The sequence below is a fragment of the Peribacillus sp. 05N428 genome (assembly GCF_056397085.1).
Genome location: NZ_JBFTMS010000033.1, coordinates 20,584 through 44,817, shown reverse-complemented (window position 1 = coordinate 44,817; position 24,234 = coordinate 20,584). Strand labels below are relative to the sequence as shown.

At 42.1% G+C, this 24,234-nt stretch carries 21 protein-coding genes and 1 pseudogene; 6 read left to right on the top strand and 16 right to left on the bottom strand.

Features of this window, described 5'->3' with window-relative positions; translation table 11 throughout:
- Positions 1–185: 185 nt before the first annotated feature.
- Positions 186–1,679 carry a peptide MFS transporter gene (locus AC1DIV_RS22905; RefSeq protein WP_048686254.1) on the bottom strand — a complete coding sequence of 498 codons (1,494 nt, stop codon included), beginning with the start codon at positions 1,677–1,679 and terminating at the stop codon, positions 186–188.
- A gap of 338 nt (positions 1,680–2,017) precedes the next feature.
- Between AC1DIV_RS22905 and AC1DIV_RS22900 the strand changes: the two genes are divergently transcribed.
- A complete protein-coding gene (locus AC1DIV_RS22900) occupies positions 2,018–2,242 on the top strand; it encodes a hypothetical protein (protein ID WP_034310640.1) in 225 nt (74 codons plus the stop codon).
- Between the two features lie 86 nt (positions 2,243–2,328).
- Here the strand turns inward: AC1DIV_RS22900 and rsiV are convergent, their stop codons facing one another.
- Positions 2,329–3,198 (bottom strand): anti-sigma-V factor RsiV, encoded by an 870-nt coding sequence (gene rsiV / locus AC1DIV_RS22895; protein ID WP_340877837.1) that lies wholly within the window; start codon positions 3,196–3,198, stop codon positions 2,329–2,331.
- Complete coding sequence (locus AC1DIV_RS22890; protein WP_133352702.1) at positions 3,183–3,698, bottom strand: sigma-70 family RNA polymerase sigma factor; 516 nt, start codon at positions 3,696–3,698, stop codon at positions 3,183–3,185. The genes rsiV and AC1DIV_RS22890 overlap by 16 nt, the downstream gene beginning before the upstream one ends.
- Positions 3,699–3,887: 189 nt before the next feature.
- On the opposite strand from AC1DIV_RS22890, the gene AC1DIV_RS22885 reads away from it, so the two are divergent.
- A complete protein-coding gene (locus AC1DIV_RS22885) occupies positions 3,888–5,294 on the top strand; it encodes a polysaccharide deacetylase family protein (RefSeq protein ID WP_477577452.1) in 1,407 nt (468 codons plus the stop codon).
- A 99-nt stretch (positions 5,295–5,393) separates the two neighbouring features.
- On the opposite strand, the gene AC1DIV_RS22880 is transcribed toward AC1DIV_RS22885, so the two are convergent.
- Positions 5,394–6,113: a YebC/PmpR family DNA-binding transcriptional regulator gene (locus tag AC1DIV_RS22880; RefSeq protein WP_477577450.1), complete on the bottom strand. Its 720-nt coding sequence runs from the start codon at positions 6,111–6,113 to the stop codon at positions 5,394–5,396.
- 260 nt (positions 6,114–6,373) lie between these two features.
- Between AC1DIV_RS22880 and AC1DIV_RS22875 the strand changes: the two genes are divergently transcribed.
- Positions 6,374–7,099 carry a DUF4261 domain-containing protein gene (locus AC1DIV_RS22875; RefSeq protein ID WP_340877839.1) on the top strand — a complete coding sequence of 242 codons (726 nt, stop codon included), beginning with the start codon at positions 6,374–6,376 and terminating at the stop codon, positions 7,097–7,099.
- 160 nt (positions 7,100–7,259) lie between these two features.
- On the opposite strand, the pseudogene eutC reads toward AC1DIV_RS22875, so the two are convergent.
- The 7 genes and pseudogenes from eutC to AC1DIV_RS22840 all read right to left on the bottom strand — a co-directional run.
- Positions 7,260–7,994: pseudogene (gene eutC / locus AC1DIV_RS22870) on the bottom strand (ethanolamine ammonia-lyase subunit EutC); the annotation flags it as partial.
- 23 nt (positions 7,995–8,017) lie between these two features.
- Positions 8,018–9,382, bottom strand: coding sequence for an ethanolamine ammonia-lyase subunit EutB (locus tag AC1DIV_RS22865; protein WP_477577448.1), 1,365 nt, complete (start codon positions 9,380–9,382; stop codon positions 8,018–8,020).
- A gap of 18 nt (positions 9,383–9,400) precedes the next feature.
- A complete protein-coding gene (locus AC1DIV_RS22860) occupies positions 9,401–10,807 on the bottom strand; it encodes an ethanolamine ammonia-lyase reactivating factor EutA (protein WP_477577446.1) in 1,407 nt (468 codons plus the stop codon).
- 18 nt (positions 10,808–10,825) lie between these two features.
- A complete protein-coding gene (eutH, locus tag AC1DIV_RS22855; protein ID WP_034310619.1) occupies positions 10,826–12,097 on the bottom strand; it encodes an ethanolamine utilization protein EutH in 1,272 nt (423 codons plus the stop codon).
- A gap of 145 nt (positions 12,098–12,242) precedes the next feature.
- Positions 12,243–12,827, bottom strand: coding sequence for an ANTAR domain-containing response regulator (locus AC1DIV_RS22850; RefSeq protein WP_048686321.1), 585 nt, complete (start codon positions 12,825–12,827; stop codon positions 12,243–12,245).
- Positions 12,828–12,836: 9 nt separating this feature from the next.
- The gene (locus AC1DIV_RS22845; RefSeq protein WP_477577445.1) at positions 12,837–14,210 is read right to left on the bottom strand and encodes a sensor histidine kinase; all 1,374 of its coding nucleotides are present in this window, start codon (positions 14,208–14,210) and stop codon (positions 12,837–12,839) included.
- Between the two features lie 427 nt (positions 14,211–14,637).
- Positions 14,638–14,925: a hypothetical protein gene (locus tag AC1DIV_RS22840; RefSeq protein ID WP_323598594.1), complete on the bottom strand. Its 288-nt coding sequence runs from the start codon at positions 14,923–14,925 to the stop codon at positions 14,638–14,640.
- A 1,111-nt stretch (positions 14,926–16,036) separates the two neighbouring features.
- On the opposite strand from AC1DIV_RS22840, the gene AC1DIV_RS22835 reads away from it, so the two are divergent.
- Positions 16,037–16,156: a DUF4023 family protein gene (locus AC1DIV_RS22835; protein WP_053536616.1), complete on the top strand. Its 120-nt coding sequence runs from the start codon at positions 16,037–16,039 to the stop codon at positions 16,154–16,156.
- 49 nt (positions 16,157–16,205) lie between these two features.
- Here AC1DIV_RS22835 and AC1DIV_RS22830 read toward each other — a convergent pair whose 3' ends face one another.
- The 4 genes from AC1DIV_RS22830 to brnQ all read right to left on the bottom strand — a co-directional run bounded on the left by AC1DIV_RS22830 (position 16,206) and on the right by brnQ (position 21,910).
- Positions 16,206–16,901 carry a TrkA C-terminal domain-containing protein gene (locus tag AC1DIV_RS22830; RefSeq protein ID WP_477577462.1) on the bottom strand — a complete coding sequence of 232 codons (696 nt, stop codon included), beginning with the start codon at positions 16,899–16,901 and terminating at the stop codon, positions 16,206–16,208.
- A gap of 155 nt (positions 16,902–17,056) precedes the next feature.
- Positions 17,057–18,973, bottom strand: a complete 1,917-nt coding sequence (locus AC1DIV_RS22825) for a vWA domain-containing protein (RefSeq protein ID WP_340877848.1) — start codon at positions 18,971–18,973, stop codon at positions 17,057–17,059.
- Between the two features lie 15 nt (positions 18,974–18,988).
- Complete coding sequence (locus tag AC1DIV_RS22820) at positions 18,989–19,855, bottom strand: ATP-binding protein (protein WP_289351195.1); 867 nt, start codon at positions 19,853–19,855, stop codon at positions 18,989–18,991.
- A 723-nt stretch (positions 19,856–20,578) separates the two neighbouring features.
- Positions 20,579–21,910 carry a branched-chain amino acid transport system II carrier protein gene (brnQ, locus tag AC1DIV_RS22815; RefSeq protein WP_230178467.1) on the bottom strand — a complete coding sequence of 444 codons (1,332 nt, stop codon included), beginning with the start codon at positions 21,908–21,910 and terminating at the stop codon, positions 20,579–20,581.
- A 359-nt stretch (positions 21,911–22,269) separates the two neighbouring features.
- Here brnQ and AC1DIV_RS22810 point away from each other — a divergent pair, with 359 nt between their 5' ends.
- The gene (locus AC1DIV_RS22810; protein ID WP_340877850.1) at positions 22,270–22,836 is read left to right on the top strand and encodes a sugar O-acetyltransferase; all 567 of its coding nucleotides are present in this window, start codon (positions 22,270–22,272) and stop codon (positions 22,834–22,836) included.
- Between the two features lie 42 nt (positions 22,837–22,878).
- Here the strand turns inward: AC1DIV_RS22810 and AC1DIV_RS22805 are convergent, their stop codons facing one another.
- Complete coding sequence (locus AC1DIV_RS22805) at positions 22,879–23,523, bottom strand: SDR family oxidoreductase (protein WP_096340928.1); 645 nt, start codon at positions 23,521–23,523, stop codon at positions 22,879–22,881.
- Between the two features lie 358 nt (positions 23,524–23,881).
- On the opposite strand from AC1DIV_RS22805, the gene AC1DIV_RS22800 reads away from it, so the two are divergent.
- Entirely contained in the window at positions 23,882–24,145 is a 264-nt protein-coding gene (locus tag AC1DIV_RS22800) for a CD3324 family protein (RefSeq protein ID WP_034310602.1), read from the top strand.
- Positions 24,146–24,234 lie beyond the last annotated feature (89 nt).

Below are 24,234 nucleotides of genomic sequence, written 5' to 3'. Positions count from 1 at the left end.
GCCCATTCCCAAGATTATTTTATTTTTTGTCTTAGTGTTCACTGTGGATCCTATTAAAAAAAAGTTAAAGGTTTGAATCACGACCTCAAATAAAAATCGATATAGCATCCATTCGAGAATTTTCGAGGGCACGAAAAATGAAAAAAAGATGACCCCGTTAATTCCGAGGTCATCTTTTTAATGCGTTAGCGAATGCCTTTCATGTAACCTTGAATCTTTGGTGATAAGGCCATCAGAGCCAGTCCAAGGACTATTGAAGCAACACCGATCACTCCAAAATAAGCCATTTCGGTTTGAGGTGTGTAGAATCTGACGATTTGTGCGTTCAGTGCTTGTGCTGCTGCACTTGCCAGGAACCATAGGCTCATCGTTTGTGCCGAGAATGCAGCTGGAGCCAATTTAGTAGTGGCAGAAAGTCCTACTGGCGATAAGCAAAGCTCTCCAAGTACTACAAGGAAATAGCTTAGTACAAGCCATAGTGGATTGACTAATGCGTCTGATCCACCGAAATAAACAGGAAGCAGGATAACCAGGAATGATAAACCGGCGAACAGTAGACCTATTGAGAATTTTTGAGGAATGGTCGGCTGACGCTTTCCTAATTTAATCCATAACCATGCGAATACTGGTGCAAGGGTAATGATGAACAAAGGGTTCAAAGATTGGAACCATGCCGGGTTTATTTCCAATCCTGCAAAGTTCAACTGTGTCCGTTTGTCTGCATAGCTTGCCAATATTGTAGCACCTTGCTCTTGAATCGCCCAGAACATGACAGCTGCTATAAACAAAGGAATATAGGCAATCAAGCGTGAACGTTCAACAGAAGTCGTTTTCGGGCTGCGATACATGAAAATGAAATAAAGGGTCGGAATTACGATTCCTAGAATACCTACAAGATTAATAAAAGTTTCAATTGTTAAGATGCCTGCAGAAGCAGTGATGCCGATGATGGCAGCTATGATAAGTGCGGCTATCCCCAATTTAGTGAATACTTTTTTCTTTTCATTCTGTGATAATGGGTTAGCAGGAAGAGTTCCAGCCAAGCCCAGGTTCTTTTTCTTTGTTGTAACAAAGACGATGAGTCCAATCAACATACCAATTGCTGCAAGTCCAAATCCAAGATGGAAGCTGTAGTCCATTCCGACTGTACCGACAACAAACGGCGAAAGGAATGCACCCATGTTGATACCCATATAGAATATACTGAAACCGGAATCCCGGCGTTCATCATTTTCTGCGTAAATTTCCCCAACAATGCTGGAAACATTCGGTTTTAATAAACCAGTACCCAGAACAATGAGTACCATGGAAACAAAGAACATGGAAAGACTGCCTGGTACAGCAAGGACAATATGCCCGAGCATAATCAAGATACCACCGTAAAATACGGCTTTTGAAGTCCCGAAAATCCTATCGGCGAGCCATCCGCCAATTATACCTGACATATATACTAAAGATCCATAGATGGATACAAGGGCAAGGGCCGTCGTTTCATCAAGGCCTAGTCCCCCTTTAGAAACTTCGTAATACATATAGTAAACAAGAATGGCCTTCATGCCATAATAGGAGAAACGCTCCCAGAACTCAGTAAAGAAAAGGGTGAATAATCCTTTAGGGTTTCCAAAAAAACCTTTTTGAGGTACACTATCCACAATTTTCTGTTTATTTATCGTTGCCATACCTAGCCCTCCTTTTATTATTGTATAATAACTTTAATTTTCACTATTGTAAACAAATATTTAGTATATTTAAATAATTAATTTCAATATAAATAGAAGTAACTTTCCACCATTCAAGCAAAAGTCCGGATTTCGCACTAAAAAACAGTCCATATAATCTAATAGAAAGCGGTCATCAATGATATATTGCCCTAACTTTCCCCATGGTATTACGTTTAATATCACTTTGGTTGCCATGCACTTATTAATGAGTATAGTAAATGGAAAATTTTGAAATAACCCCACCACAACCGTTCTATTCACCGTATAATAGATATAAAAAAAGAGGAGGCACCATAATGTTCGGAATCATAACCGTGGTGATGATTTTTTCCATCCCTATAATCGCCATACTGACAAGCCATTTCGAAAAACAGTCAAAAACCAAACATAAGATGCTGCAAGTTGAACTGGAGCTTGAAAAACTTAAACATGAAAACTTCCTTATGGAGACGGAAAAAATGAGGCTGGAACTGGACCAGATGAAATTCGAACAAAAAAGAGACGAACCAAGGTTACTGTAGGTCAGTAACGTTGTTCGTCTTTTTTAATGGATATTGTGCCGTTTTAAAAACCTTCCGCCCGTCATAAGAATTACATTAGGGCCGTTTTAATGGATATATTGATCGCCAACAAGAAGGTCTGACAGCACCTTTGTCGGGATGATGAACTCGACGGCCCCCATATACCCCGGCGCAGCTTCATAGCTGTTAAAGGCGATGACTAGCTTGCCATCTTCGTTTATATAAAAGTTTTGGTTTTCATCGATGCCTTTAAAAGCAGTAAAATCATCATCTTCCACCCAATATATCTTTTCCGGATCTTCAGCCATCTGCCGCTTCATCTGTTCCTTGATGTTCTCGCTGATCACCTGAAGATAGCGATCATCTTTAAATAAGCTATTTAGCGTTAACAGCACTTCGTTTTTCTTGTCGACTGTATCGAATTGACTTTCTGTAGAACTGGACGCCTGAATCGTATCCGTATAACGCTGTACGGATAATATCGTTTCATTATCCGTCAATATCACATATCCGCTTTCCACCGAGATATTGCCCTTTTCCCCTTCCTTCAGTTTTGACATGGAGTCCGTGAATTCCTTATAAAGCTGCTTGCTTTCCGATAAGTATTTATCATTCAAGCTATCTTCGAGCTGTTTATTCTCGAGACCGGATATAGCAGGCGTTTTGATTACTGCAGAAGAATTATTCGCTTCTTCTTTCCATTCGACGAAGGTAATCACTTTGATGACCTTCTCGACTATCGGTATATCACTCATGGCTTTCGCCGCTGCCGGACTGATGTTTACGGAAGCTGTCACGATCAGAAGCGCTGCAGCCGCTGACACGAGGATATTCCTGCCAACCCTCGGCTTCTTCCTTGGCTTTTGATTCAAGGCTGCTTGAACGACATCATTCAATTCCTTTGGTATCGGTATTTTAAGATATTCTTCCCGCAGATCTTTTAATTTTTTTTCCATCTTTTCGTTTCCTCCCGTTCAGTCATGTTGATCCGCAATAGTTGCAGCGCTTTATATAATCTCGTTTTAATCGTGCTTACGTTCTCTTCCAGAACTTCCGCTATTTCGTCCAGCTTCAGGTCCTCAAAGAAACGGAGGACGACTACCGTTTTGTACTTGACTGAAAGTCCTTCCAGGGCCTTTTGCAAATCCAGGTCAGGATAGTGATCCTCCTCACCGCGGCGCAAGTATTCTATTGTTTCATCATCGGCGACGGTCAATTTCTTCTTCTTCCGCAAAACATCCAGTGCCGTTCGGACGATGATCTTATATAACCAACTATCTATAGAAGCGGCGTCTTTAATTTTGCTGCTGGAGGCTAGCGCTTTCCTGATTGATTCCTGCACGATATCCAGGGCATCCTCTTGGTTTTTGACATAGTAAAAAGCAAGTCTGTACAAATTCTCTTGCCTTTCGGTTATCCGGGCCGCGATTAATTGATTCATATCTGGGTTTTTCATTACATGTTAGAGCTCCTTACATTTAAATTACGTATCCTAGGTACGTACAAAGAATAGACGTTGGTGCAGCCATAAAAGTTTGAAAATGAGCAAGGAAAAATATAAATATAAAAAAATGAAATTTTTTACAAACTTTTAAGACTTTTGGCGCGTCTATATAGTAGAATGATTATCGAGGTGGAGTGCATCATGAGGAAATTAAATTATAAAAAAGTCTTTATTTTTCTATTATGTCTAACAGCTGCTGTAGGAACGCTGGGGTTAGCCATTAAAAGCCTTGCTTTTGATAAGAAGAGAACCGTTTCGGCCTATACAACTGATAAAAATTACCCAGAAGCCGATATTCAAACGTATGTGAAAGATAATACGAAAGGCGGGTATTCAGCAAGCAGGCCTGTTCTGCATTTAGAAAATATCGACAAGCAGCTAGAAGCCTACATAAAGAAAGAAATTAAGAATTATGAAAAGAAATGGAAAGCATCCAACGGAAAAGCTTCCGAGCTTAACCTCACCTATACGATCCTCCATTTCAGCAAACAGACCATTACGATTTCCTTCGATAAATATGAGCAAGTGGAAGGAAAGAAGCAGTCTGGAACCCAGATCTTCACTTATGATATTCCATCTCAGCAAAAGCTCTCTATAGAAGACATCTTTGCCACGGATACTGATTATTTATCCGTTTTATCCGATATTGTTTTTGAAGAGTTAACGCAGAAGGAAGAAGAAGGCATTTCAAACAGTCTCATTAAAAAGGAAAACAAACTGAAGGCAGCCAACTTCAATTCTTTTTCAGTCTTTAAAAATACGCTCGTTTTCTACGTTAAGACTGATGATTCAACCAAGACCCATACAATAGCCATCAAGAAGGATCTTTTTAAAGATAGTTTGCTAGCTTCATATCAAAGTCAAGATTTGAATGAGGATCGTGTAAAGGAATGGCAGCCGAAACATATCGTCGCCAAACTGCCCGTGCAAAATGAATGGATCGACCCTTCTAAAAAGGTCATTGCCTTGACGTTCGATGACGGGCCGCATCCAAGTCATACCATGTCCATTCTGGAAGACCTGAAAAAATTTGATGGTCACGCGACGTTTTTCGTACTTGGAAGCCGCGTACAGCATTATCCGGAAGTTCTGCAAAAAATGCTGCAGGAAGGAAATGAGATTGGCAACCATTCATGGGATCATCCGCAGCTGACGCGCTTAAGCAAGAACAAAATCGAAGATCAAATCGAAAAGACCCAAGACGCTGTAAAAAAAGCTACAGGTACTGAGCCAAATCTCGTCCGTCCCCCATATGGAGCGATTAACCATAATGTTCGGGAATTCATGGAGGATATGAAAGTCTCCCTTTGGGATGTCGATCCAGAGGATTGGAAAGAACGCAATGAAAAGAAAATCGTAAACAAAGTGATGAGCAAAGCCAAAGATGGCAGAGTCATATTAATGCATGATATCTATCAAACTAGCGCCCTGGCTGCAGGAAAAATCATTAAACAACTGCATGACCAAGGTTATCAACTTGTTACTATTTCCGAATTGGAAAAGGTAAAGAAAGACCGTGAACTTTCCGGAATCACCATAAGTGAATAATCAAAAGGAAAGAGCCTGTTTCGTGATTCGGAACAGGCTCTTTCCTTTCAAATGAAATAAGCAGACCTTTGATCATATAGCAAAGGCCTGCTCATTTCATCATTCACCAAGATCTACATTATGGTAAACTTGTTGAACATCTTCCAGATCTTCCAATGCATCAATCATTTTTTCGAATTGTGCTTGAGCTTCTTCCGGAAGGGTTAAGTCATTTTGTGCAAGCATCGTCAGCTCTGCCACTGTAAAATCGCTGATTCCTGCATCCTTGAATGCTTGTTGTACAGCATGGAATTGTTCAGGCTCGGCATAAACGATGACACTTTCTTCTTCTTCAATGATGTCACGTACATCAACATCCGCTTCCATTAACAGTTCAAGAACATCATCAGCCGTTTTACCTTCAATCCCGATGACAGCCGTTGCATCGAACATATAAGCAACAGATCCGCTGACACCCATATTCCCGCCATTTTTCCCGAATGCGGCACGTACATCGGATGCCGTCCGGTTCACGTTGTTTGTCAATGCATCCACGATGACCATTGAACCATTGGGACCGAATCCTTCATAACGAAGTTCGTCATAGTTTTCTTCCGAACCGCCTTTGGCTTTTTCAATCGCACGGTCAATGATCGCTCTTGGAACATTGTACGTTTTCGCACGCTCAAGTACGACCCTTAATGCCTGATTGGATTCTGGATCTGGTTCGCCTTGTTTTGCCACTACATATATTTCCCGTCCGAACTTAGCATAAATCCGACTAGTATTAGCATCTTTTGACGCTTTTTTTTCTTTAATGTTATTCCACTTACGACCCATTATATTCCACTCTCTTTCATCATTGATATATACGAATAGATAATTAAGATACGGCCCTATGAGAAAACCCACAAGGGGAATTCCTTTGAAGATAGGCTATACGTTTACTAGATTATATTATACATCAATTGTATAATTTTGAAAAAGTCCTGCACATCCCTCACTGGCATTTATCGGTACTTTGCGCCATTTTTCATGAAATGCTATGGAAAACATCAGTAGTGGTATAGTATGAAGTGATCGGAAAGGAGAGATGATCCATGAAGGACAACCAAATCATCATCGGGATACCCGGTAAATGGAAGGACCGGACAGAATTGATTCAAACGGTCGCTTCCCAAAGCGAAGGGTATCTGTTAGCCGGGAATGTTTTTCATAACAGTGATAAGAACATTACGTTTCAGGCGGAGATCCATGATTATGAACCCACTTTAAAAGAAAGCTTTTCTTACGCCAGTAAAGACGCCTTTTCAGAGAATGCATTAGAGGAAATCAATGGCCATACCTTTACCGTTTATATAATAGCCGATGTATCCGATACCGGAACTGTTATCGATTTGATCGATGCCGGGGCAGCGATCCTCAAGGCAGGCGGAATGGCAGTGAAAATAGAAACGGCTGGAATTGCCCATTCAAAGGAAGATTGGCAGCATCTTCATCATAGCCCGGATATTCTCTCGGTATATGCCCATTTTGTCACGATCATAGGAGAGGAAGACTATTATTGTTCTTTCGGAATGAAAGCCTTTGGTCTTCCGGATGCCGTGACACTTAACACAATGAGTCCGAAAGAGGCGGCTGCCCTGCTTAACACATTCAATTATTACCATGTAGGTGAACGGCCTCTCTTTAAGAATGGCGAAACCTTTAGCATTCGGCAAGATGCACCCGACTTTATATTGACGGGCCTTCAGGACTTTAGATATGAAGAAGACAATCCCTTCTACAACCCGTTTGGTTTATGGAATTTAGGGACAAGTAAATAGGGGAGCGATCCGCTCCCCCCCAGACTGCAGGCAAATAAAGCGAGTGCCTGCAGTTTTTTTATTTTAAAAGTATTCCAGTCGATTTCGGAAATCAACGACCTAGTCTTAATGATCGTCAGGAATGAGACCCTCCGAACTTCCTTTTTTAGACACTAGGGGTTCAACCGAGTTTTTCACGTTTTTCTTCTGCATGTTCCTTCTTCACGAGGGACATGCCGCTCGCTTGGTATTTGAGGATCTTTTGAATGACCGTGCCTAGATGCGCTCCAGCTTCAACAGGGGGGATCCCTCCTTTATGGATGTTGGAAATGACCATCCTCTCCGCTTCAATGGTGCCCAAACGTGGTTTATAGCAAATGTAAGCGCTTAATGATTCAGCACTGACAAGACCGGGCCGTTCACCGATCAACAGGACAATGACCTCAGGTCCAAGGATTTCACCGATATCATCCATCACGGCAACCCGGCCCTTTTCAATATAAAAAGGTGTACCCGTATCCAGACCTGCCACTGCCAAAGATTGTTTGAAAGATAAATAGACGTCCTCGACATTTTCTTCGATCGCCTTGGCACTTAAGCCATCGGAAATGATGATTTGAACCGTTGGGGCCTTTATGCATTTGGCATCTATGACCCGCTTTGCTTCATCCGAAAGCTTCCTGCCATAATCCGGACGCCGTAAATAGACTTCCTTATCATCGGCCTTCGTTTTCACCTTGAATAAATCCAAGCGCTTCAAAAGAATATCACTGACTTCACCATATACAGCATCGACGGCCGCGGCATGGTCAAAACGGAATTTCAGCCAAGAATCTGTTTTCGGCCGGGTCCCTGACCTGCCTACCCCTATCCGCGCAGGGGTTTTCGCTATCATGGCATCCAAATTTTCCTTATTATTCATTCCCATATCATCCACTCCTAATGGTTAAATATAGTTGGATCACCGGCATGCTTCGTTAATTTTCCGTTCTCCATAATCCCCATCTTCTCCAGCCAAGCTTCATATAATGGGGCAGGCCGCTTATCCATCGTTTGTCTCAAAGTCGCTATATCGTGATAACTCAAAGACTGATAGTTTAACATGCAGTCATCCCCCATCGGAGTTGCGATGATGAAATTCACACCAGCCGCCGTTAAAAGTACACCCAAGTCCTCGATATCATTTTGATCCGCCTTCATATGATTCGTATAGCAAATATCAACCCCCATCGGCAGTCCATGCATTTTCCCCATGAAATGATCTTCTAACCCGGCCCGGATGACCTGCTTGCTGTTATATAGATATTCAGGTCCAATGAATCCGACGACCGTATTGACAATGTACGGGTCAAAATAACGGGCAAATCCATAGTTTCTGGCTTCAAGCGTCACCTGATCGATACCGAAATGCGCTTCGGCCGATAACTCGGAGCCTTGCCCCGTTTCAAAATAAAGATGCTGCGGGCCTGTGCCGGTGCCATAGGCCTTTGCGATCTCATTAGCTTCTTCGAGCAGTTGTACGTTAATTCCAAAAGAGCGATTGGCCGTTTCCGTTCCGGCTATGCTTTGAAAGATCATATCAGCAGGCGCCCCCTGCTGAACGGCCTTCATTTGCGTGGTCACATGCGCAAGCACACAATTTTGGGTCGGGATGTTCCATTTCTGGATGACATCCTGTGTTGCATGAAGCAGCCGCTTTACGCTTTCGACCGAATCATCGACAGGGTTGATTCCAATGAGTGCATCCCCGATTCCATAGGAGAGGCCTTCTTTTAAAGAGGCCAGCATGCCATCGACATTGTCTGTCGGGTGGTTAGGCTGAAGGCGCGAAGCAAGCGTTCCTTTGTATCCGATCGTACTATTATTCTTGGTGAGTACTTCGATTTTATTGGCTGCATGGATAAGGTCGAGGTTCGACATCAACTTGGCTGCCGCTGCAATCATTTCACTATTCAATCCCCTGCTTAATCGCTTTAAGTCCTCGCCTGTCGTTTCGTCACTCAAGATATATTCACGCAGTTCGGCAACGCTCCAATTCTTCACAGATTGATAGATGGTTCCATTGATTAGACCGTCTATGATCCGCGACACCTCATCCTCTTCCGGGGAGAGCAGGGGATAGTTCCTGATGTCCGCCAAAGTCAGTTCGCTAAGCACCGCTTTCGCCGCAATCCGTTCTTGAACGGAATCTGCTGCAATTCCCGCAAGCCTATCTCCTGATTTCTCTTCATTCGCTTTGGCCAGGACTTCTTTCAACGATTTGAATTGATGGATTTCCCCAAAATATTGAGTGGATAATTTCATCGTATGATCCTCCTTTTCCTAACTCTGGAAGGTTAGCGTTTTTACTACAACCGGAACGACCCCTGTCCGCAGCAGCCTTCCTATATCTAAATAATCACCATGTTCCACTTCTGTCTGATCAATACAGATGACCGGCAAATCCGGTTGATTCGCTAGAATGGTTTGACCAAGTGCCTTTCCATAATCACTATCCATGACAATGATCAGAGGCTGCTGCCGATTCGGTTTTTGCTTCAGTGCCTCGGTAAAAGCGACTGCGAGCCGGTGAATGTCCCGAAATGATTGATAGGGTAAATTCGTTAAATAAAAGGCAATATTCAGCCCCTCCTGCAAAGCGTCATATATTGTGATTGCATCCTGAACAGCTTGTGCCATTTTCGCGGCTACATCATCAAGCACGCCATGAAAATCGACCCGATAGACTGGAATATTACGGACTGGCAGATGAGAATCATTCACTTCGATGGTTGCTCCGCTGATTTCAGTTGTATGTGCGCCTGCTCCAAGTACAGTCGCCCGAACCGTTTCAACGGGATGTTCCCACTCCCATGCGGCCAATTCTTCACTTTCCTTGATAGAGGCGGCAAGCATCATGCCGATATCCCGGAAGCTTTCATCCTCCCGTTCTTCATGATAGATGCAATCACTGACACCGCCCGAGAACATCAACACGTCAATTCGTTCTGTCCAAGATGGCTCCTTCCCAACTAATAGAAGTTCATCTTCTTTTGTGAAGGAGCCAGCCAAAAACCTCGAAAGCACCTTCGCCATTTCATTTGCGATGATTGCCCCTTCACCATTCAAAGGAGAGTGCCCTTTTGATTTCAGCCATTTTCCTATTGAAGGAGCAACCCTTACCCTCGCTCCTTCCCACTCCACCAAACGGCCTCCTATATGCAGTGTGCAGGTTCCGCAAAGCATGCCTGAACGGTATACGGCAATATTTGCGGTCCCCCCGCCAATGTCTATGTTCGCTACAGTCTTTCTTGTCTTGATGGAATGTTGATAGGCGCCGGACCCCTTGGCGGCAATGATCCCCTCCAAATCCGGACCGGCTGCCGCTACAAGGAATTCCCCCGCCGCTTTAGATAACCGGTACACCATTTCTTCTGCATTTTGTTTGGTTGCCGTTTCCCCAGTGATGATGACAGCCCCTGTTTGTATGCTTTTGATCGTGATTCCTGCTTTTTGGTATTCACTTTCCACCATTCTTTGAACAGCAGGTATGTCAATTACCGTCTCGGATACAAGCGGGGTCCTGAAAATGGGACTTCGATACAGAATTTCCTTATCGGTAATTTCGATTTTTGGCACCTGTCCGCCACCCGCCACATTCATAAGCGAAAGCTCGCTGATAACAAGTTTCGTCGTACTGGTGCCAATATCAATTCCTGCACTGATGATTCGTTCCACCTGTTCATTCATTAAAATCACACCCCAGTTTTACACCACTTGGATTTCATTGCTGTTTTCTTCCTCGTTTTTCGTTTTATATTCATTTATGCCGATAACTCCTGCTGCACGATCCTTTTCTTCTAATTCCAAAGCTTTCGGAACGGACAGCCAGTAAGCAAGACCGATTCCAATCGCTCCGGCAGATAGCTTACCGACAATGATCGGTAATATTAAGGAAGGCTGAAAGTTGGCTGTAAATGATAAATGATCACCCAATAGGAAGGCCGCACACACAGCGAAGGAAATGTTTATGACCTTATCCTTCGGCGGCATTTCTTTAACAAGCTTGAACATTGCTAATATATTGGCTACCGTGGCTAATATTCCTGCACTCCCGGCTTTGCTCAACCCGATTTTCCCGCCCATCGCTTCCAATGGCTTGCCTGCATATTTTTGAATCAGGTAAATCATTGGAAATGCACCTGCCAGCATTATCCCGATATACCCCGCCGTTTCCAGGGCACGGAATTGGTCTGCCTTATCGGCCATGATCGGATGGAAACCCCAAGCACCAAATACTTTGGAAAACAATCCTGTGAAAATTTCCACGATCGAAAACACGAGTACAAGTTTAATCGCAGCATCCAATATTTTTCCAAACCACATGAAACCTTTGATCATCAAATCCGGCAGGAAATAAAGACCTAACGCGAGCAAGACCACAAAAATAAGAAGCGGGGAAAGGTTCAGGGCAATTTTCAAATAGCTCAACGCGAATTCGTATGTAGAATCCGCATTCGTGGAAATCACTTCGCGGATTTTCGAATTCGTCGCCACCACCAGCACGCTTGAGATAAAAGCGCCAATCGGAATCGTCAGGATTCCTGACATGACACCAAGTGCCATGTATTTATGATCACGCTTCTCCAGCATCGCAAGCCCCATTGGAATCGAGAATACAATCGTTGCCCCGGACATAAAGCCGACAATCATCGCCATGATCCAGCCTTCATAGGATTCCTTCAGCTCGGCCGCTAATTGGTAACCCCCCATATCCGTCGCCAAAATCGTTGTTGCGGCGAGGGCTGGATCTGCACCGATCGCAGCGAAAACCGGGCCGCATACTGTATTGATGAACCAAGATAAATAAGGGATCGAGGCCATGATTCCAGCTGCCGGGATAAATATATGGCCAACGGTATGCAAACCTTCCATGAATTGTTTCCCCAAGCCCTGCTCACTGTCTTTAATCGATGCAATAGCACCGACAACGGCACACACCATAATGATATAAATAACGAATTTACCTACCATCTCCATACATATTCCCCCTGAATTCCGATTTGATTTGGCCTATCGACTTAAAAAAAGGGTATAAAAAAAGACGCCTTTTATAGCCCAAACTTAGGTTTTTCGGCAGAAATGCCTGCCTACAACCAATTTGGTCCATCAAAGCGCCATTGCTTCATCTATTTACTTGTTTTTGATCATTTGCAATGATTCGACGTGCCACCGTCTCCATGGAAAGCTGCTTATCCATACTAAGCCTTCTCAGCTTATTGTAAGCGATTTCTTCGGTAACATTCTTCCTTTTCATGATGATTCCTTTTGCCTTTTCAATGACTTTGCGATTTGTGAGCGTTTCATCCAATTGAGCATTTCGTTCCTGATACTTCTTTGTATTGGCTGCTTGCAGCAAAGCTATCTCCACTGCCGGAATCAGATTCGCCTCCGTAATTGGCTTTACAAGATATCCGACGATGTTCGCTCGCTTCGCCTCGTCGATATATTCACGCTGGCTGAATGCAGTTAAAAGCAGGACAGGAATCTGAAAGGTATTGGATATCACATCGCTAGCCTTAAGCCCATTCATTTTCGGCATTTTGATATCCATCAAAACGAGATCCGGCTGCAGTGCATGTGCCAATTCAATCGCCTTCTCCCCATTACGGGCATGTCCAACCACATCGAATCCTGCATCCTTGAGCATGATCGTTATATCAAGCAGAACAATCGATTCATCCTCCACGACCAAAATCCTCTTGACCACTTCTCCCACCTACCTCTTGTATGGAAATCTTACAGAAGCCAGGGTACCTTCTTTAATCCGCTGAATCGAAAACTCCCCATCCAAATCATTTTCCACCGTCATGCGGATGATATCCAGCCCCAAAGAAGGTTTCACTGCAGGTGAATATCCGATGCCATCATCTCTTACTTGAAGTTCCAATTCAGGACCATCCTTTTGCAAGCATACGGTTATGTTCCCTTCCGTCCCTTCCTTGAAAGCATGTTTCACACAATTATGAATGAGCTCATTCACCACCAGCGCGACCGAAATGCCAATGTCGGAATCAATCGAATGAAGCTCACCACTATATTCAATTCTTAGGCATTGTCGGGCTTGCCCCTCCGTATGAACGATCATATCGCCTATTTTTCTAATAAGCTCCAGCAAATCCACATGATCGACCTGACTGCTTGCCAAAATGATTTCATAAACCGACGATATGCTTAAAACCCGGTTCAAACTGACCAATAAATGGGGCTTGCTTTCTTCAGGGGCTCCTAACCTCATTTGCAGCCGAAGCAAACTGGTCACTGTCTGCAAATTATTCTTCACCCTATGATGAATTTCACGAATCGCTACTGACTTGCTGATCAGCTCCCTCTCTTTATCCCGCAGTTCAGTCAGGTCCCGGATGATGATGAACGTTTCATTGGAATTCTTGTTGCCCAAATGGAACTTCTTTAGTTGGATAATCTTTTTACCAATGTTCATTTCCTTCATCAAAATGTCCTCTTTTGAAGCAAGAACATCCGCAAAGCCAGGAAAGTAATCGAATATCGATTCACCTAAAACACATTCCGTCAAACATATTTCCGATACTAAATTAATGGCAGCAGGATTCGTATAAACAAGTCGGTTTTGGTTATTAATCAGGAAAATGGACTCTTCGATAAATTCAGGAACTAAGGAATTTTGTTGATCTTGCCTATCAAACTGATTGAAAGATACAGGTTCTTCATGAATCACCTTTTCCATGATCAAAACGGCGATGACCCGATTGCATTCCCCCTTGATTGGAACGACACTTTGCTGGACCATCGCTCCCTCTTGAGTCAATGCCCGATTCACGAACATGTCCTTTCCGGTGCGCAATACATAAAATACGGCCGGTTCGAATGCCTCATAAGCAAATTTCCCGACAACCGGATGATCGTAAACCGATTTCACGGAATGTCCGCATGCCTCTGCAACGACAATGGCATGCTTCCCTTCACGCACCGGACAATCAATAAACACATTCGCTTTATTCAAATCGGCTATCAACGGTAAATTCGTTGATAGGTTTTCAAGAATTTGAATATCACTGTCCACTAACTGAGTATGCAACGCACATAAATCCCGGACGGTCATTGTCCGTTCCATAGGCAAAACCCCAATAAACGTTTATTCATGGATATTATTATTGATTATTATAGATATCGACCCTATTTTTGTCAATATTCAAAATATTCTAATGTAATGTATTCTAACATTAGATAGCGTTATTTAAAACGATTGACCCTTATTCTTTTCAACTCACTTGTGGAACAAACACCAATACATCAGCACCCCCCTGACTGTATATCTACAGGCTTGCAGCAGGAGGGGCTTTCTCATTCTTCAGCTGAGAAATATTTGCTGTACTTCAGAAGATAGGACAAATTGGAATAGTTGTGAATAGATTAGCATTTAATGAGATACAACAATAGCGGAAGAAGGCTATTAAATGTAGCTCTTTAGAAATATTTGTAAAAAGATGAGCAAGGAAAAAATGTCCACTTTAAAAAAAAGAGAACATTTTTTCCTTGTATTAAATTCCTAACATTGGGTACGCTTTTATATACTCTTTATTATTTATTTGAATGACTAATTCCTTATAATTTTCATCCTCAAATTGTATTTTAGATTCGAAGATTTTTGTTCCCTTTTCTAAAACATTAGATTCTCCATGGTTATCAGGAGTCTTATTGCTACTTATTTTTCGAATAACTTCCCCTGCATCATTTCCTATATCTTGAATTTCAACAGATTCATCAGTAATTCTATAAGATTGTCCTTCCCAAACAATTGAAGGTGGTACATCTTCGAATAATCCCAATTTATCACTGCTAACAAAACAAACAACTAATAATATGCCAACTAGAAAAAATAAAGATGATTTTTTGAAAATTTTATATCAACCCTTTATCCTAATACAAAATTTTTATATAAGTTTTTGTTGTATGATAGTACGTTACATAAGTTGTGCTTATTAGTTTTCCAGCGCCTGTATATGATTTTACCCGATATTTGGTAGCGATTAAATCTCCATAGATCGCAGGTCTACTCCATTTTTTCGGGTTCGCTTTAATTGAGTACCCGGAACCTTTAGGACTATATGAAACTGAAACACTCCCATATGCCCCTCCTAAAGCTACAGAAATCGAGGTACTTGAATTAGAAAAATTATAATAACTTATATTGTAGTTTTTACCGGAAAAAGCTGGATGCCAACGTAAAGACACTTTACTCTTTTCTGTCCAGCTTGAAACTTTTGTATGATCCTTCCATCCTATACTAGATCGAGACGATAGTTTACCGTTTGTTGGTTGCATTAACTCTCTGTATTCAACTTTAGGTTCTTCGGTGAATAATATTGGCGATTCAATAATATTATAATCAAAAGTTCCAAATAAATCCTCGGTCGAATAATCTAATGCATTTTCCCCTTCATTTTCAGCAGCAAATATAAATGATGGAATAATCGTTAAGCATATTAAAAAACCAACTAAAACTGCTAATAATTTTTTTATATAATCCCTCCTAATCTAAAACGTACGTGGTTTTTAATAATTCAATTAAATCATCTGAATCGCATCATGGAGTTTCATCTTTGAAATTCAAATTCCCAAATTTGAGACACGTAACTGGCGTTTTAGCAAAAGCTTGTTTATTAATAAATGGAAGGACTTTTTATATAAAAGTATCGTTGTTGGTTTAATTAGCCGGGTTTAACTTATCAGAAATTTTTGAAGGCTATTAATGAAGGGTTTAGAGAAGTCTCGTTTGGTGCTATGCTAGTAGGTCGGGGTGGTTTCATTTCATAAAAAACATTTTAATTCCACACATTACCATCTATCCTATTTAGAAAGTCAACATTTCTTCCATACTCATGAATTCCACCTCTTCTGGTTATAGTAAAAAAGAAAATAACGGAGGAGGTACATTCCATGAAAAGTTCAAAGGAGTTTGTTGAAAGCATTCAAGAGCAGCAAAAAAAGGAACAAGGCAATATGCGCCGTCAAGGTAATGGGAATCCCGCTCAGAAATTACCGAATAAAAAACATTAATGAAGACAATCCTCAAAAGATCCCAGCCTTAATATAGGCTGGGATCTTTTCAGTCCGAGGCACTTTTCTTCTTCTTCATCTCTTCGATTTCTTTTGAGAATGTTTCTTCTATCTCTTTTTTATTTCCATATAAAAAGAGATTATCCCCTAATTTGATTTTATACTCGTATAGCTCTTTTCTGATTTTCACCTCTCCGCTTTCAATAAATAAAATATTGATGTCGGCTCCATGTGAAATGACATCAAAGGCTTTGACATCGATGTACTCCGAGTCCTCATAAATATCGATTTCCATGACCACGTCTTCATCTTCTAAAAATAAGACCTCTTCTATCGGGTGTTCCCATAATTCATAATGATTGTACATTTCACTTTTCATCTTATTCGATAATCTATTATTCAGGAATGGAACCTTCACCAAAAAGGTTAAAACCAGCAGGATTCCAATAATGATGCTTAACTCCATCAAACGCAGATCATCTGTAAGCAATGTACTGATCGATGAAATGATGACAGCAAGCGAGAATGCACCAAATAAAATTAAGAACATGCTTATTTTCCTTCGAACGGGATGATCGATAATGGATTTTGACTCGTCAGTTGTAAAACCAGTGCCCGTCAGCATGGAAATAACCTGAAATCTTGCCACTGTGCTTTTTAATCCAGTCAATTTCATCAAGGTTACCGATATTTCAATTACAAGAACAATGATTATAAAATAAAGCAGCATAAAAAGTACATTCATCAAAATGATCACTTCCTCATCTATGGTTTACCCCAATCACGACAAAAGAAATCCCATTCGACGTTCATTTTAAGTTTCCACCAATAGTTGACAAAGCCAAAAAAAACAGTAAGATCCAAAACTTGAATCCTACTGCCTTTTTATCTATATATTTCTTAAATGGATTTCAGCAGCAATTTTTTTAACAGCGGTGTAAATTGCTCTGGCAATTCAGCTACACTCGGAATCATCAGGCGTTCTTTGCCATAGATGTTTTTCATCGTCATCTCTTCACTCTCATCGATGCCTCCATCCGCTAAAAACAGGCCGATGACTTCGATGCCCTTTTTCCTGGCTTCCGAAACAGCAAGGTGTGTATCGACAATGCCATTTTGATCATAATCGCTTGCCGCCGGCTCACCATCGGAAAATACGAGCAAGAAACGGTTTTTTTCGCGCCTTTTTTCCAATTCCATTGTGGCAACCCTGATACTGTATCCATCGCGGTTGTCTTCCTCTGGCTCAAGCTGCATGATTTTAGCTCCTGAGTTTAGATAAAGAGAATCGGAATGGGACTGGATCACATGGAAGTAGTTTGGCTGATATCCTTCCCTCACTTCATTGGCATCTTCCCAGAAACCCACGATCGAGTGGGGGATCCTTAACTTCTTCAGCACTTCATGAAACAGGACGACCCCTCGTTTCGTTTCATCCATTTTGTTATGCATGGAAGCCGAGCAATCGATAAGCAATGTGAATACGGCATCCATTTCATTAGAATCCTGGTTCTTTTTATAAAAGACCCTTGGATTTTCTTCAAATACAAGCGGGAGTAATTTCTTTGATAAACGGCCAAAAACCAAATCTTTTCTTGGTGCGTTCTTTTTATTTTCCAGCGTCTTTTCAATGGTACTGGAGAGTTTCCTCTTGAACGGTTCGATATCCGCAACAAACTCTCGGTAGCGTTTCTCTTCCGTAAGTGTTGGTACTTTGGCTTCTTTGATTACCTGAACGACGTCTTTATTTTCTTCACCAAATGGATGTTCACCGCTTTTGCCCATATTGGTTTGTTTCTTCTCCAGCGTTTCTTGCTGATTGTATTCCTTTTGTTGACTTTCCCCTGATGAACCCTGGATCGAAGCCAGTGCTTGGTCGGCATCTTCCGCTTCCCGGGCACCTCCGCCCATCAGGCTTGTTTTCGTTCCCTGCTCCAATTCAAATTGGAGAAACGTCGAATTACTTTCGCTGTTCTTGTTCTCCCGATGCCAAGTCGAGAATTTTTCATCAATGAACTCACTTTTTTCTTCGTCTGCATCACCTGTATCATCGTTCAACAGTTCATCATTTCTAGTCAGTTCATCAAATAAGGTATTTGCTTTATACTTTTCCACACTTGCAATGGGGAAAATGAAATATTCATTCATCGTATCTTCGTAGCCATCGTTCACACGGAAAACGATTTGCTCGCAAATTCTCGTGATATCACTGGTTTTAGTGGCATCAAAGACCGCATGGATGAACGGTTTGAGTTTCTCCAGTTCTTCCAGCTGCCTTTCATTGGCTCTCGGAAAAATCGGATCCGGCCTGTCAGATTGAAGCAGTAAATATATGAGGCAATATAATTCATCCAGTGCAAAACTTCTGGTGACATTCGTCGCCAATTGGCTTTCGAAATATTGTTTAAGGTAAGCCCCCCTTACCGAAAACCATTTCTTCGTGCCTGGTCTTTCTTTCTTCACCAATTCTTCCAATCGCAAATCTTCCAGCAAAGCGAATAATTGGGCTGCAAACTTCGGAAGCGAACTTTCCCCGATGCTGTCCTGGTACTCCTTCATGCTCTGGATTGTTGTATGATGCAGCGTGCCTATCGTTCTAAGAAGCACGTCCGTTTTCAGCCCTGCTTCCTTCACTTCCTTATTGCCATTTTCCCAAAAGTGGCTGGCAGTGACCTTATTCTCGATCAGATCAATGAAGGAGCCATAATTGTATTCGAATTCCAGCTCAGGAATGCCGGATAAAACAGTCGAGAGATCCTGAAGCTGTAAAAAAAGTGCCGTATCTATTATTGAATCATTGAACCGGATATACTTCATGAGGCATTCTCCTAGTTAGAATAATGTGTCAGCCAAGTTCTTCACGAACTCACGCTCCCGTTCCTCGTCCAACTTATCCACAATGGAACGAAGAATCGCCCGTTTCGGCGGGATCAACACACTCAGATCGCAAGCATCAAGCAAAGCCCTGATCGACGCCGCATCTTCAGCCACCTTCCCTTGATTCACGGCATTTATCAAATCACTCGACAGTTTAACGAACAAATCAATACTTCTTGGATCCTTCAGCTTTGTATTGGTTTCTATCAATTGTTTTAACTGCTCCCCTTCGATATATGGAACTTCAATGACGACAAACCTATTTTTTAGCGCTTCGTTCAACGGCACTGTCCCAACATACCCTTCGTTGATTGCAGCAATCACATTAAAGCCTTCTTTTGCCTTTATGACTTCATTCGTGAACGGATTCGTAATCGTCCTTCTGTAATCAAGCACACCATTGATAAGCGGCAGAGTTTCCGGTTTTGCCATGTTGATTTCATCTATATATAAGAAGTGACCGTGATTCATCGAATTGGTCACTGGTCCAGGTACGAATTCTATCACTTGTTTTTCCTCTTTGTAAGCCAGCGTCTTGAAGCCCAATAAGCTTTCGGCATCCAAGTCGACTGAGCAGTTGACGCTGAACATCGGCTGGTTGAATAAGTTCGATAAAGTCTCGGCAAACTTTGTCTTTCCAGCCCCTGTCGGCCCCTTCAAAAGGATATTCTTCCCCATGCTCAAGGCCGTGATGGCATCCACCATCAATTCCATCTCGGGAGGCAGATATCCGCCGCTCCTGATCAATTCCTCAAATTGAGCAGGATTCTTTTTGCTTGTTTGTAATATATTTGCTATTTCTGTTGGTAATCGATTGATCATTATGTTCCTACACCCCTTTCTGAACATTTTAAGGCTCTTTCCCATTAAAAACAAACACTAAGAAAAGGAGCTGTCATCAAGACAGCTCCCCGACTGTAGATAAACTCGGAATAAAGCGAGTCTCCCCTGCAGTTTTTCATTCTGAAATCCGCTCTCTTACTCCGATGCCAATTTCTTCAATCCAATAAGAGTTCATAAAACAATAAAAAACCATATAGAACTAGTTCGCTGCAGCTTTTTAGGTAAAAGACGTTCCAGCTTGATTTCTGAAATCCGCTCCCTTTCCGCCGACTGTCTGCCAAGCCTCCTCACCGCAAGCGGCTGTGGGGTCTTAGCTAGCCAGATATTCGGCAGGAGTGTCGCAAATTTCTTCAATCCAATAGGGTTCATAAAACAATAAAAAACCATATAGAACTAGTTTACCTGCAGTTTTTTTTAAAAGACATTCCAGCTTGATTTCTTCAATCCAATAGGGTTCATAAAACAATAAAAAACCGAAAGTGTAACCCTGTCTTAATCAAGCTTAAAGATGAAACCGACTACAGTTTTTTCTTTAAAGACAATCCAGTTGATTGGGACGGAAGGTACGAGACTCCTGCGGAAAAGCGCGGCCAAGGGAGACCCCACAGGCGCAAAGAGCGCCGAGGAGGCTCCCGGACCGCCCGCGGAAAGCGAGTGCCTGGAGTGGAAATCAACGTTATTAGGGATTCATTCTGATATCCCTTAATAGGCTTCCTTGGGATCACCTTTCAATAGGTATACCATATAGCCCAATACACCGCCGATGATGGCAGGAATCACCCAGCCCACCCCTACACTATATAGTGGAAGGTATTGAGTGAAAAGGTCCGAAACGGCATCCAGTTTAATGCCTGATGCCACTATTCCATCCATTATGCTGATGATGGCCGTTAATAATAAGCTTCCTAAATATACCTCCGATTTCCCTTTGAATAAGGAATGGAAGAACGTAAGAACAATCAAAACGATCGCAACGGGATAAAGCGCCGTTAACACAGGCACTGTAATGGAAATCAGCTTGGTCAAACCTACATTGGCAACGGCCGCACTGAAAACGGAGAAGATGACGACATATGATTTATACGATACGGCAGGCAGTATTTTATTGAAATACGTAGCACAAGCCGTTATCAAACCGATGCTTGTCGTCAAGCATGCAGCGATTACAATCAACCCTAACAACACGGCACCAGCCGGTCCGAAAAAGTGGTTCGAGGCTTGAGCCAAAACGTCTCCGCCATTACCCAGTTGACCGAGTTTTTCCACACTTGTTGCACCTACATAAGTTATAGACGCATAAACGATCACCAACAAGGTGGCAGCTATTAAGCCGGCTTTCAGACAGAAGCCCAACACTTCTTTTCTTGATGTTATCCCTCTATCTTTGATCGCATTGATGACGATGATCCCAAATGCAAATCCGGCCAGCGTATCCATGGTCAAATATCCTTCTTTAAATCCCTTGAAGAAAGAATTATCTGAATAATCTGCCGCTGGTGATTGGATTTCACCCATTGGGTTAATAATTGCGACCACAATGAGGATCCCGATGAAAATCAATAATAAAGGTGTTAATATTTTTCCGACGATATCGAGCATTTTTGATGGATTGATGGATAATAAACAGGCAATCCCAAAGTATATGATCGTGAATATCAGCAATGGTAAAAAACCGACATCATTAGATAGGAAAGGTTTAATCCCTATTTCGTAGGATACACTCCCCGTTCTGGGAAGCGCGAACAGCGGTCCCAAAGATAAATAAAGAACGACTGTGAAAATGATGCCGAATAACGGGTGTGCCCTGCTTGCAAGCGATTGAACATCATTTTTGCCTGAAAAACCAAAGGCCAATATTGTAATGAATGGCAGTCCAACACCAGTAATGATGAACCCTAAACTTGCCGACCATAAATTGGTCCCCGCGGATTGACCGAGCATGGCAGGGAAAATTAAGTTTCCTGCACCAAAAAATAAAGCAAAAAGCATTAATCCTGTTACAATGACAAAAGACAGCGGTGCTTTCTGTGACATATAGAGCCCTCCATTGTTTTGTGATTATCTTAACGAAGGAAAAAGTTGTCCACAATTTCCGAAAAAAATGACATAACTTCGAACCATTCTACTTATCTGTTAAAATGGACCTTCATGAAACTATGAATCATCCATAACTCTTCTTACTATAAAATCCGGCGGAACGTTTGTCAAAGCTATTTCATTCATTATTCGGAAAAATCTTTCTTTTCTTACTTCTTTTTAAGAAAACTAAAGAGGCATTTAGATTCAACAGAAAAGTTGAGTAAAAAGTACTGCAATTTATTTTGCAGGAAAAGTGTTTTAATATTCAGATATTTTTTCCAAACTATATAAAAAAAGAAACAGGAGGCGCACACATGAATACTGAAAAAGAAAAGATGGTGAGCGGGAAACCTTACATCGCCGCTGATCCGGAATTAATCAGAGATAGGGAAAATGCCAGAAGGTTGACCCGGTTATACAATCAGACAACGGAAAGCGAAGGAGATAAACGGACTGCACTGCTGAAACGGCTTTTAGGTTCCACTGGACTAAATGTATATATTGAACCCACCTTCCGTTGTGACTATGGATACAATATTTCTGTCGGGGAAAACTTTTATGCTAATTTTGATTGTGTCATTTTGGATGTTTGTGAAGTGAAAATTGGCAGGGACTGCATGTTGGCTCCCGGAGTGCATATCTATACAGCTACACATCCGCTGGATCCCTTTGAACGCAGTTCTGGAGTGGAATACGGAAAACCGGTTACGATAGGTGATCATGTATGGATTGGCGGAAGGGCCATCATCAATCCTGGCGTTACAATAGGGAGTCATTCCGTCGTTGCCTCAGGGGCCGTCGTAACAAAGGATGTTCCTGAAGGCGTTGTTGTCGGTGGAAACCCAGCGAAGGTCATCAAGCATATCGAAGGAATTAAATAAGCAGAGTCCACTCCCCCTGAGTGGCTCTGCCCCTGTTTTACGTTAAATTTTCCTCAAGGCTTCCGCGATTGCAGTATCGCCAGAGATTAAATCAAATGAACGCTTATAGGTATTTTCATCGGTCAATGAAGCAAGAATCGTTCGAGCCACATCTTCACGGGCAATCGAGCCTCTTTCCAATTCCTCGGCGGCGGTCACTTTGCCCGTTCCCGGTTCATTAACCAGACCGCCGGGCCGAATGATCGTATAATTTAAATCGCTTTGTAACAATGCCCTATCCGCATAGTGCTTGGCTACATAATACGGTTTGATGGCTTCATTCCAGTTTTCACGATTATTGGCCTGAAAAGCACTCACCATGATGAATCGGTCGATTCCCAGGTTTTCTGCCGCTTCAATCGTTTTGACTGCACCATCCAGATCAATCAACAGCGTTTGATCAGCACCGGTGCTACCTCCGGACCCTGCTGTGAACACGATGGCATCGCAGCCTTTTGCCGCATTCGCAATCTCATCCACTGATCCAGTTAAACTGACGACTGCGGATTCAATTCCATTTTTCTTTAAATGCTCACTTTGTTCTTCTTTGCGAACCATCGCCCGTACACTATGATCCGGGCTGTCTTTTAATAAATCTACAAGATGTTTACCGATCTGCCCATTTGCCCCAACTACGAATACTTTCATAAAGTCAGCTCCCATAATGGTTAGTTTGGTTTCCCTCCAAATTATTTCATGGACTCAGAACATTATCAAACAATCAGCCCGCCGATTCAGCTTTAACATTGGAAAAAGTTTGGCAACCACCCTAATCTATTTTATAATAAGAACAACACGTGTTCTTCAGAAACACAAAGGGGAGGTGTAAAGATGGCAATACGAATGTTAATGCCACCTTCTGCAGCGTCTCATGCAAAGCCTAGTATTGGAGGCGATACTTTGCATGGGGTTGAATTAAGCTAAATTTAATCGCCCGCCTTATCATTTCTAATATTCGGCTTTGCACCTTATTTCATTCTTAATAAAGAATAAGGGGCTGGCAGAAATGAAGTATGTAAAAGCGACGGCCGTTTTACCTGAAAAGCTGATCGTTGAAATTCAAAAGTATGTGCAAGGTGAAACCATATATATCCCTAAACCCGAAAAAGCCCATCACAAATGGGGAACCCGTTCGGGATCACGGGAATTGATCGATGACCGAAATGCCTCTATAAAATACGCATTCAAAGACGGGCATTCCATCCATCAATTAGCCGAGGAACATTTTCTCTCCGCGGAAACCATCAAGAAAATCGTTTATTCTAAATAGGATTACACGGGTAGCACTGATAATGATATCAGTGCTATTTGTATGCCGAGTATGTTTCTTAGTCGTTTTCCCCCTTTTAAAGCAAATGC

What these genes read in the sequence shown, in the direction of transcription:
- AC1DIV_RS22860 (WP_477577446.1), bottom strand. Translation starts at nt 10,807, where the DNA reads ATGAATGAACAGGTGGAACGAATCATCAGTGCAGGAATTGATATTGGC.
- AC1DIV_RS22890 (WP_133352702.1), bottom strand. Translation starts at nt 3,698, where the DNA reads ATGAAAAACCCAGATATGAATCAATTAATCGCGGCCCGGATAACCGAA.
- AC1DIV_RS22825 (WP_340877848.1), bottom strand. Translation starts at nt 18,973, where the DNA reads ATGAAGTATATCCGGTTCAATGATTCAATAATAGATACGGCACTTTTT.
- brnQ (WP_230178467.1), bottom strand. Translation starts at nt 21,910, where the DNA reads ATGTCACAGAAAGCACCGCTGTCTTTTGTCATTGTAACAGGATTAATG.
- AC1DIV_RS22835 (WP_053536616.1), top strand. Translation starts at nt 16,037, where the DNA reads ATGAAAAGTTCAAAGGAGTTTGTTGAAAGCATTCAAGAGCAGCAAAAA.
- AC1DIV_RS22880 (WP_477577450.1), bottom strand. Translation starts at nt 6,113, where the DNA reads ATGGGTCGTAAGTGGAATAACATTAAAGAAAAAAAAGCGTCAAAAGAT.
- eutH (WP_034310619.1), bottom strand. Translation starts at nt 12,097, where the DNA reads ATGGAGATGGTAGGTAAATTCGTTATTTATATCATTATGGTGTGTGCC.
- AC1DIV_RS22830 (WP_477577462.1), bottom strand. Translation starts at nt 16,901, where the DNA reads ATGAATGTACTTTTTATGCTGCTTTATTTTATAATCATTGTTCTTGTA.
- AC1DIV_RS22845 (WP_477577445.1), bottom strand. Translation starts at nt 14,210, where the DNA reads ATGGAACGGACAATGACCGTCCGGGATTTATGTGCGTTGCATACTCAG.
- rsiV (WP_340877837.1), bottom strand. Translation starts at nt 3,198, where the DNA reads ATGGAAAAAAAATTAAAAGATCTGCGGGAAGAATATCTTAAAATACCG.
- AC1DIV_RS22810 (WP_340877850.1), top strand. Translation starts at nt 22,270, where the DNA reads ATGAATACTGAAAAAGAAAAGATGGTGAGCGGGAAACCTTACATCGCC.
- AC1DIV_RS22865 (WP_477577448.1), bottom strand. Translation starts at nt 9,382, where the DNA reads ATGAAATTATCCACTCAATATTTTGGGGAAATCCATCAATTCAAATCG.
- AC1DIV_RS22885 (WP_477577452.1), top strand. Translation starts at nt 3,888, where the DNA reads ATGAGGAAATTAAATTATAAAAAAGTCTTTATTTTTCTATTATGTCTA.
- AC1DIV_RS22875 (WP_340877839.1), top strand. Translation starts at nt 6,374, where the DNA reads ATGAAGGACAACCAAATCATCATCGGGATACCCGGTAAATGGAAGGAC.
- AC1DIV_RS22820 (WP_289351195.1), bottom strand. Translation starts at nt 19,855, where the DNA reads ATGATCAATCGATTACCAACAGAAATAGCAAATATATTACAAACAAGC.
- AC1DIV_RS22900 (WP_034310640.1), top strand. Translation starts at nt 2,018, where the DNA reads ATGTTCGGAATCATAACCGTGGTGATGATTTTTTCCATCCCTATAATC.
- AC1DIV_RS22805 (WP_096340928.1), bottom strand. Translation starts at nt 23,523, where the DNA reads ATGAAAGTATTCGTAGTTGGGGCAAATGGGCAGATCGGTAAACATCTT.
- AC1DIV_RS22905 (WP_048686254.1), bottom strand. Translation starts at nt 1,679, where the DNA reads ATGGCAACGATAAATAAACAGAAAATTGTGGATAGTGTACCTCAAAAA.
- AC1DIV_RS22800 (WP_034310602.1), top strand. Translation starts at nt 23,882, where the DNA reads ATGAAGTATGTAAAAGCGACGGCCGTTTTACCTGAAAAGCTGATCGTT.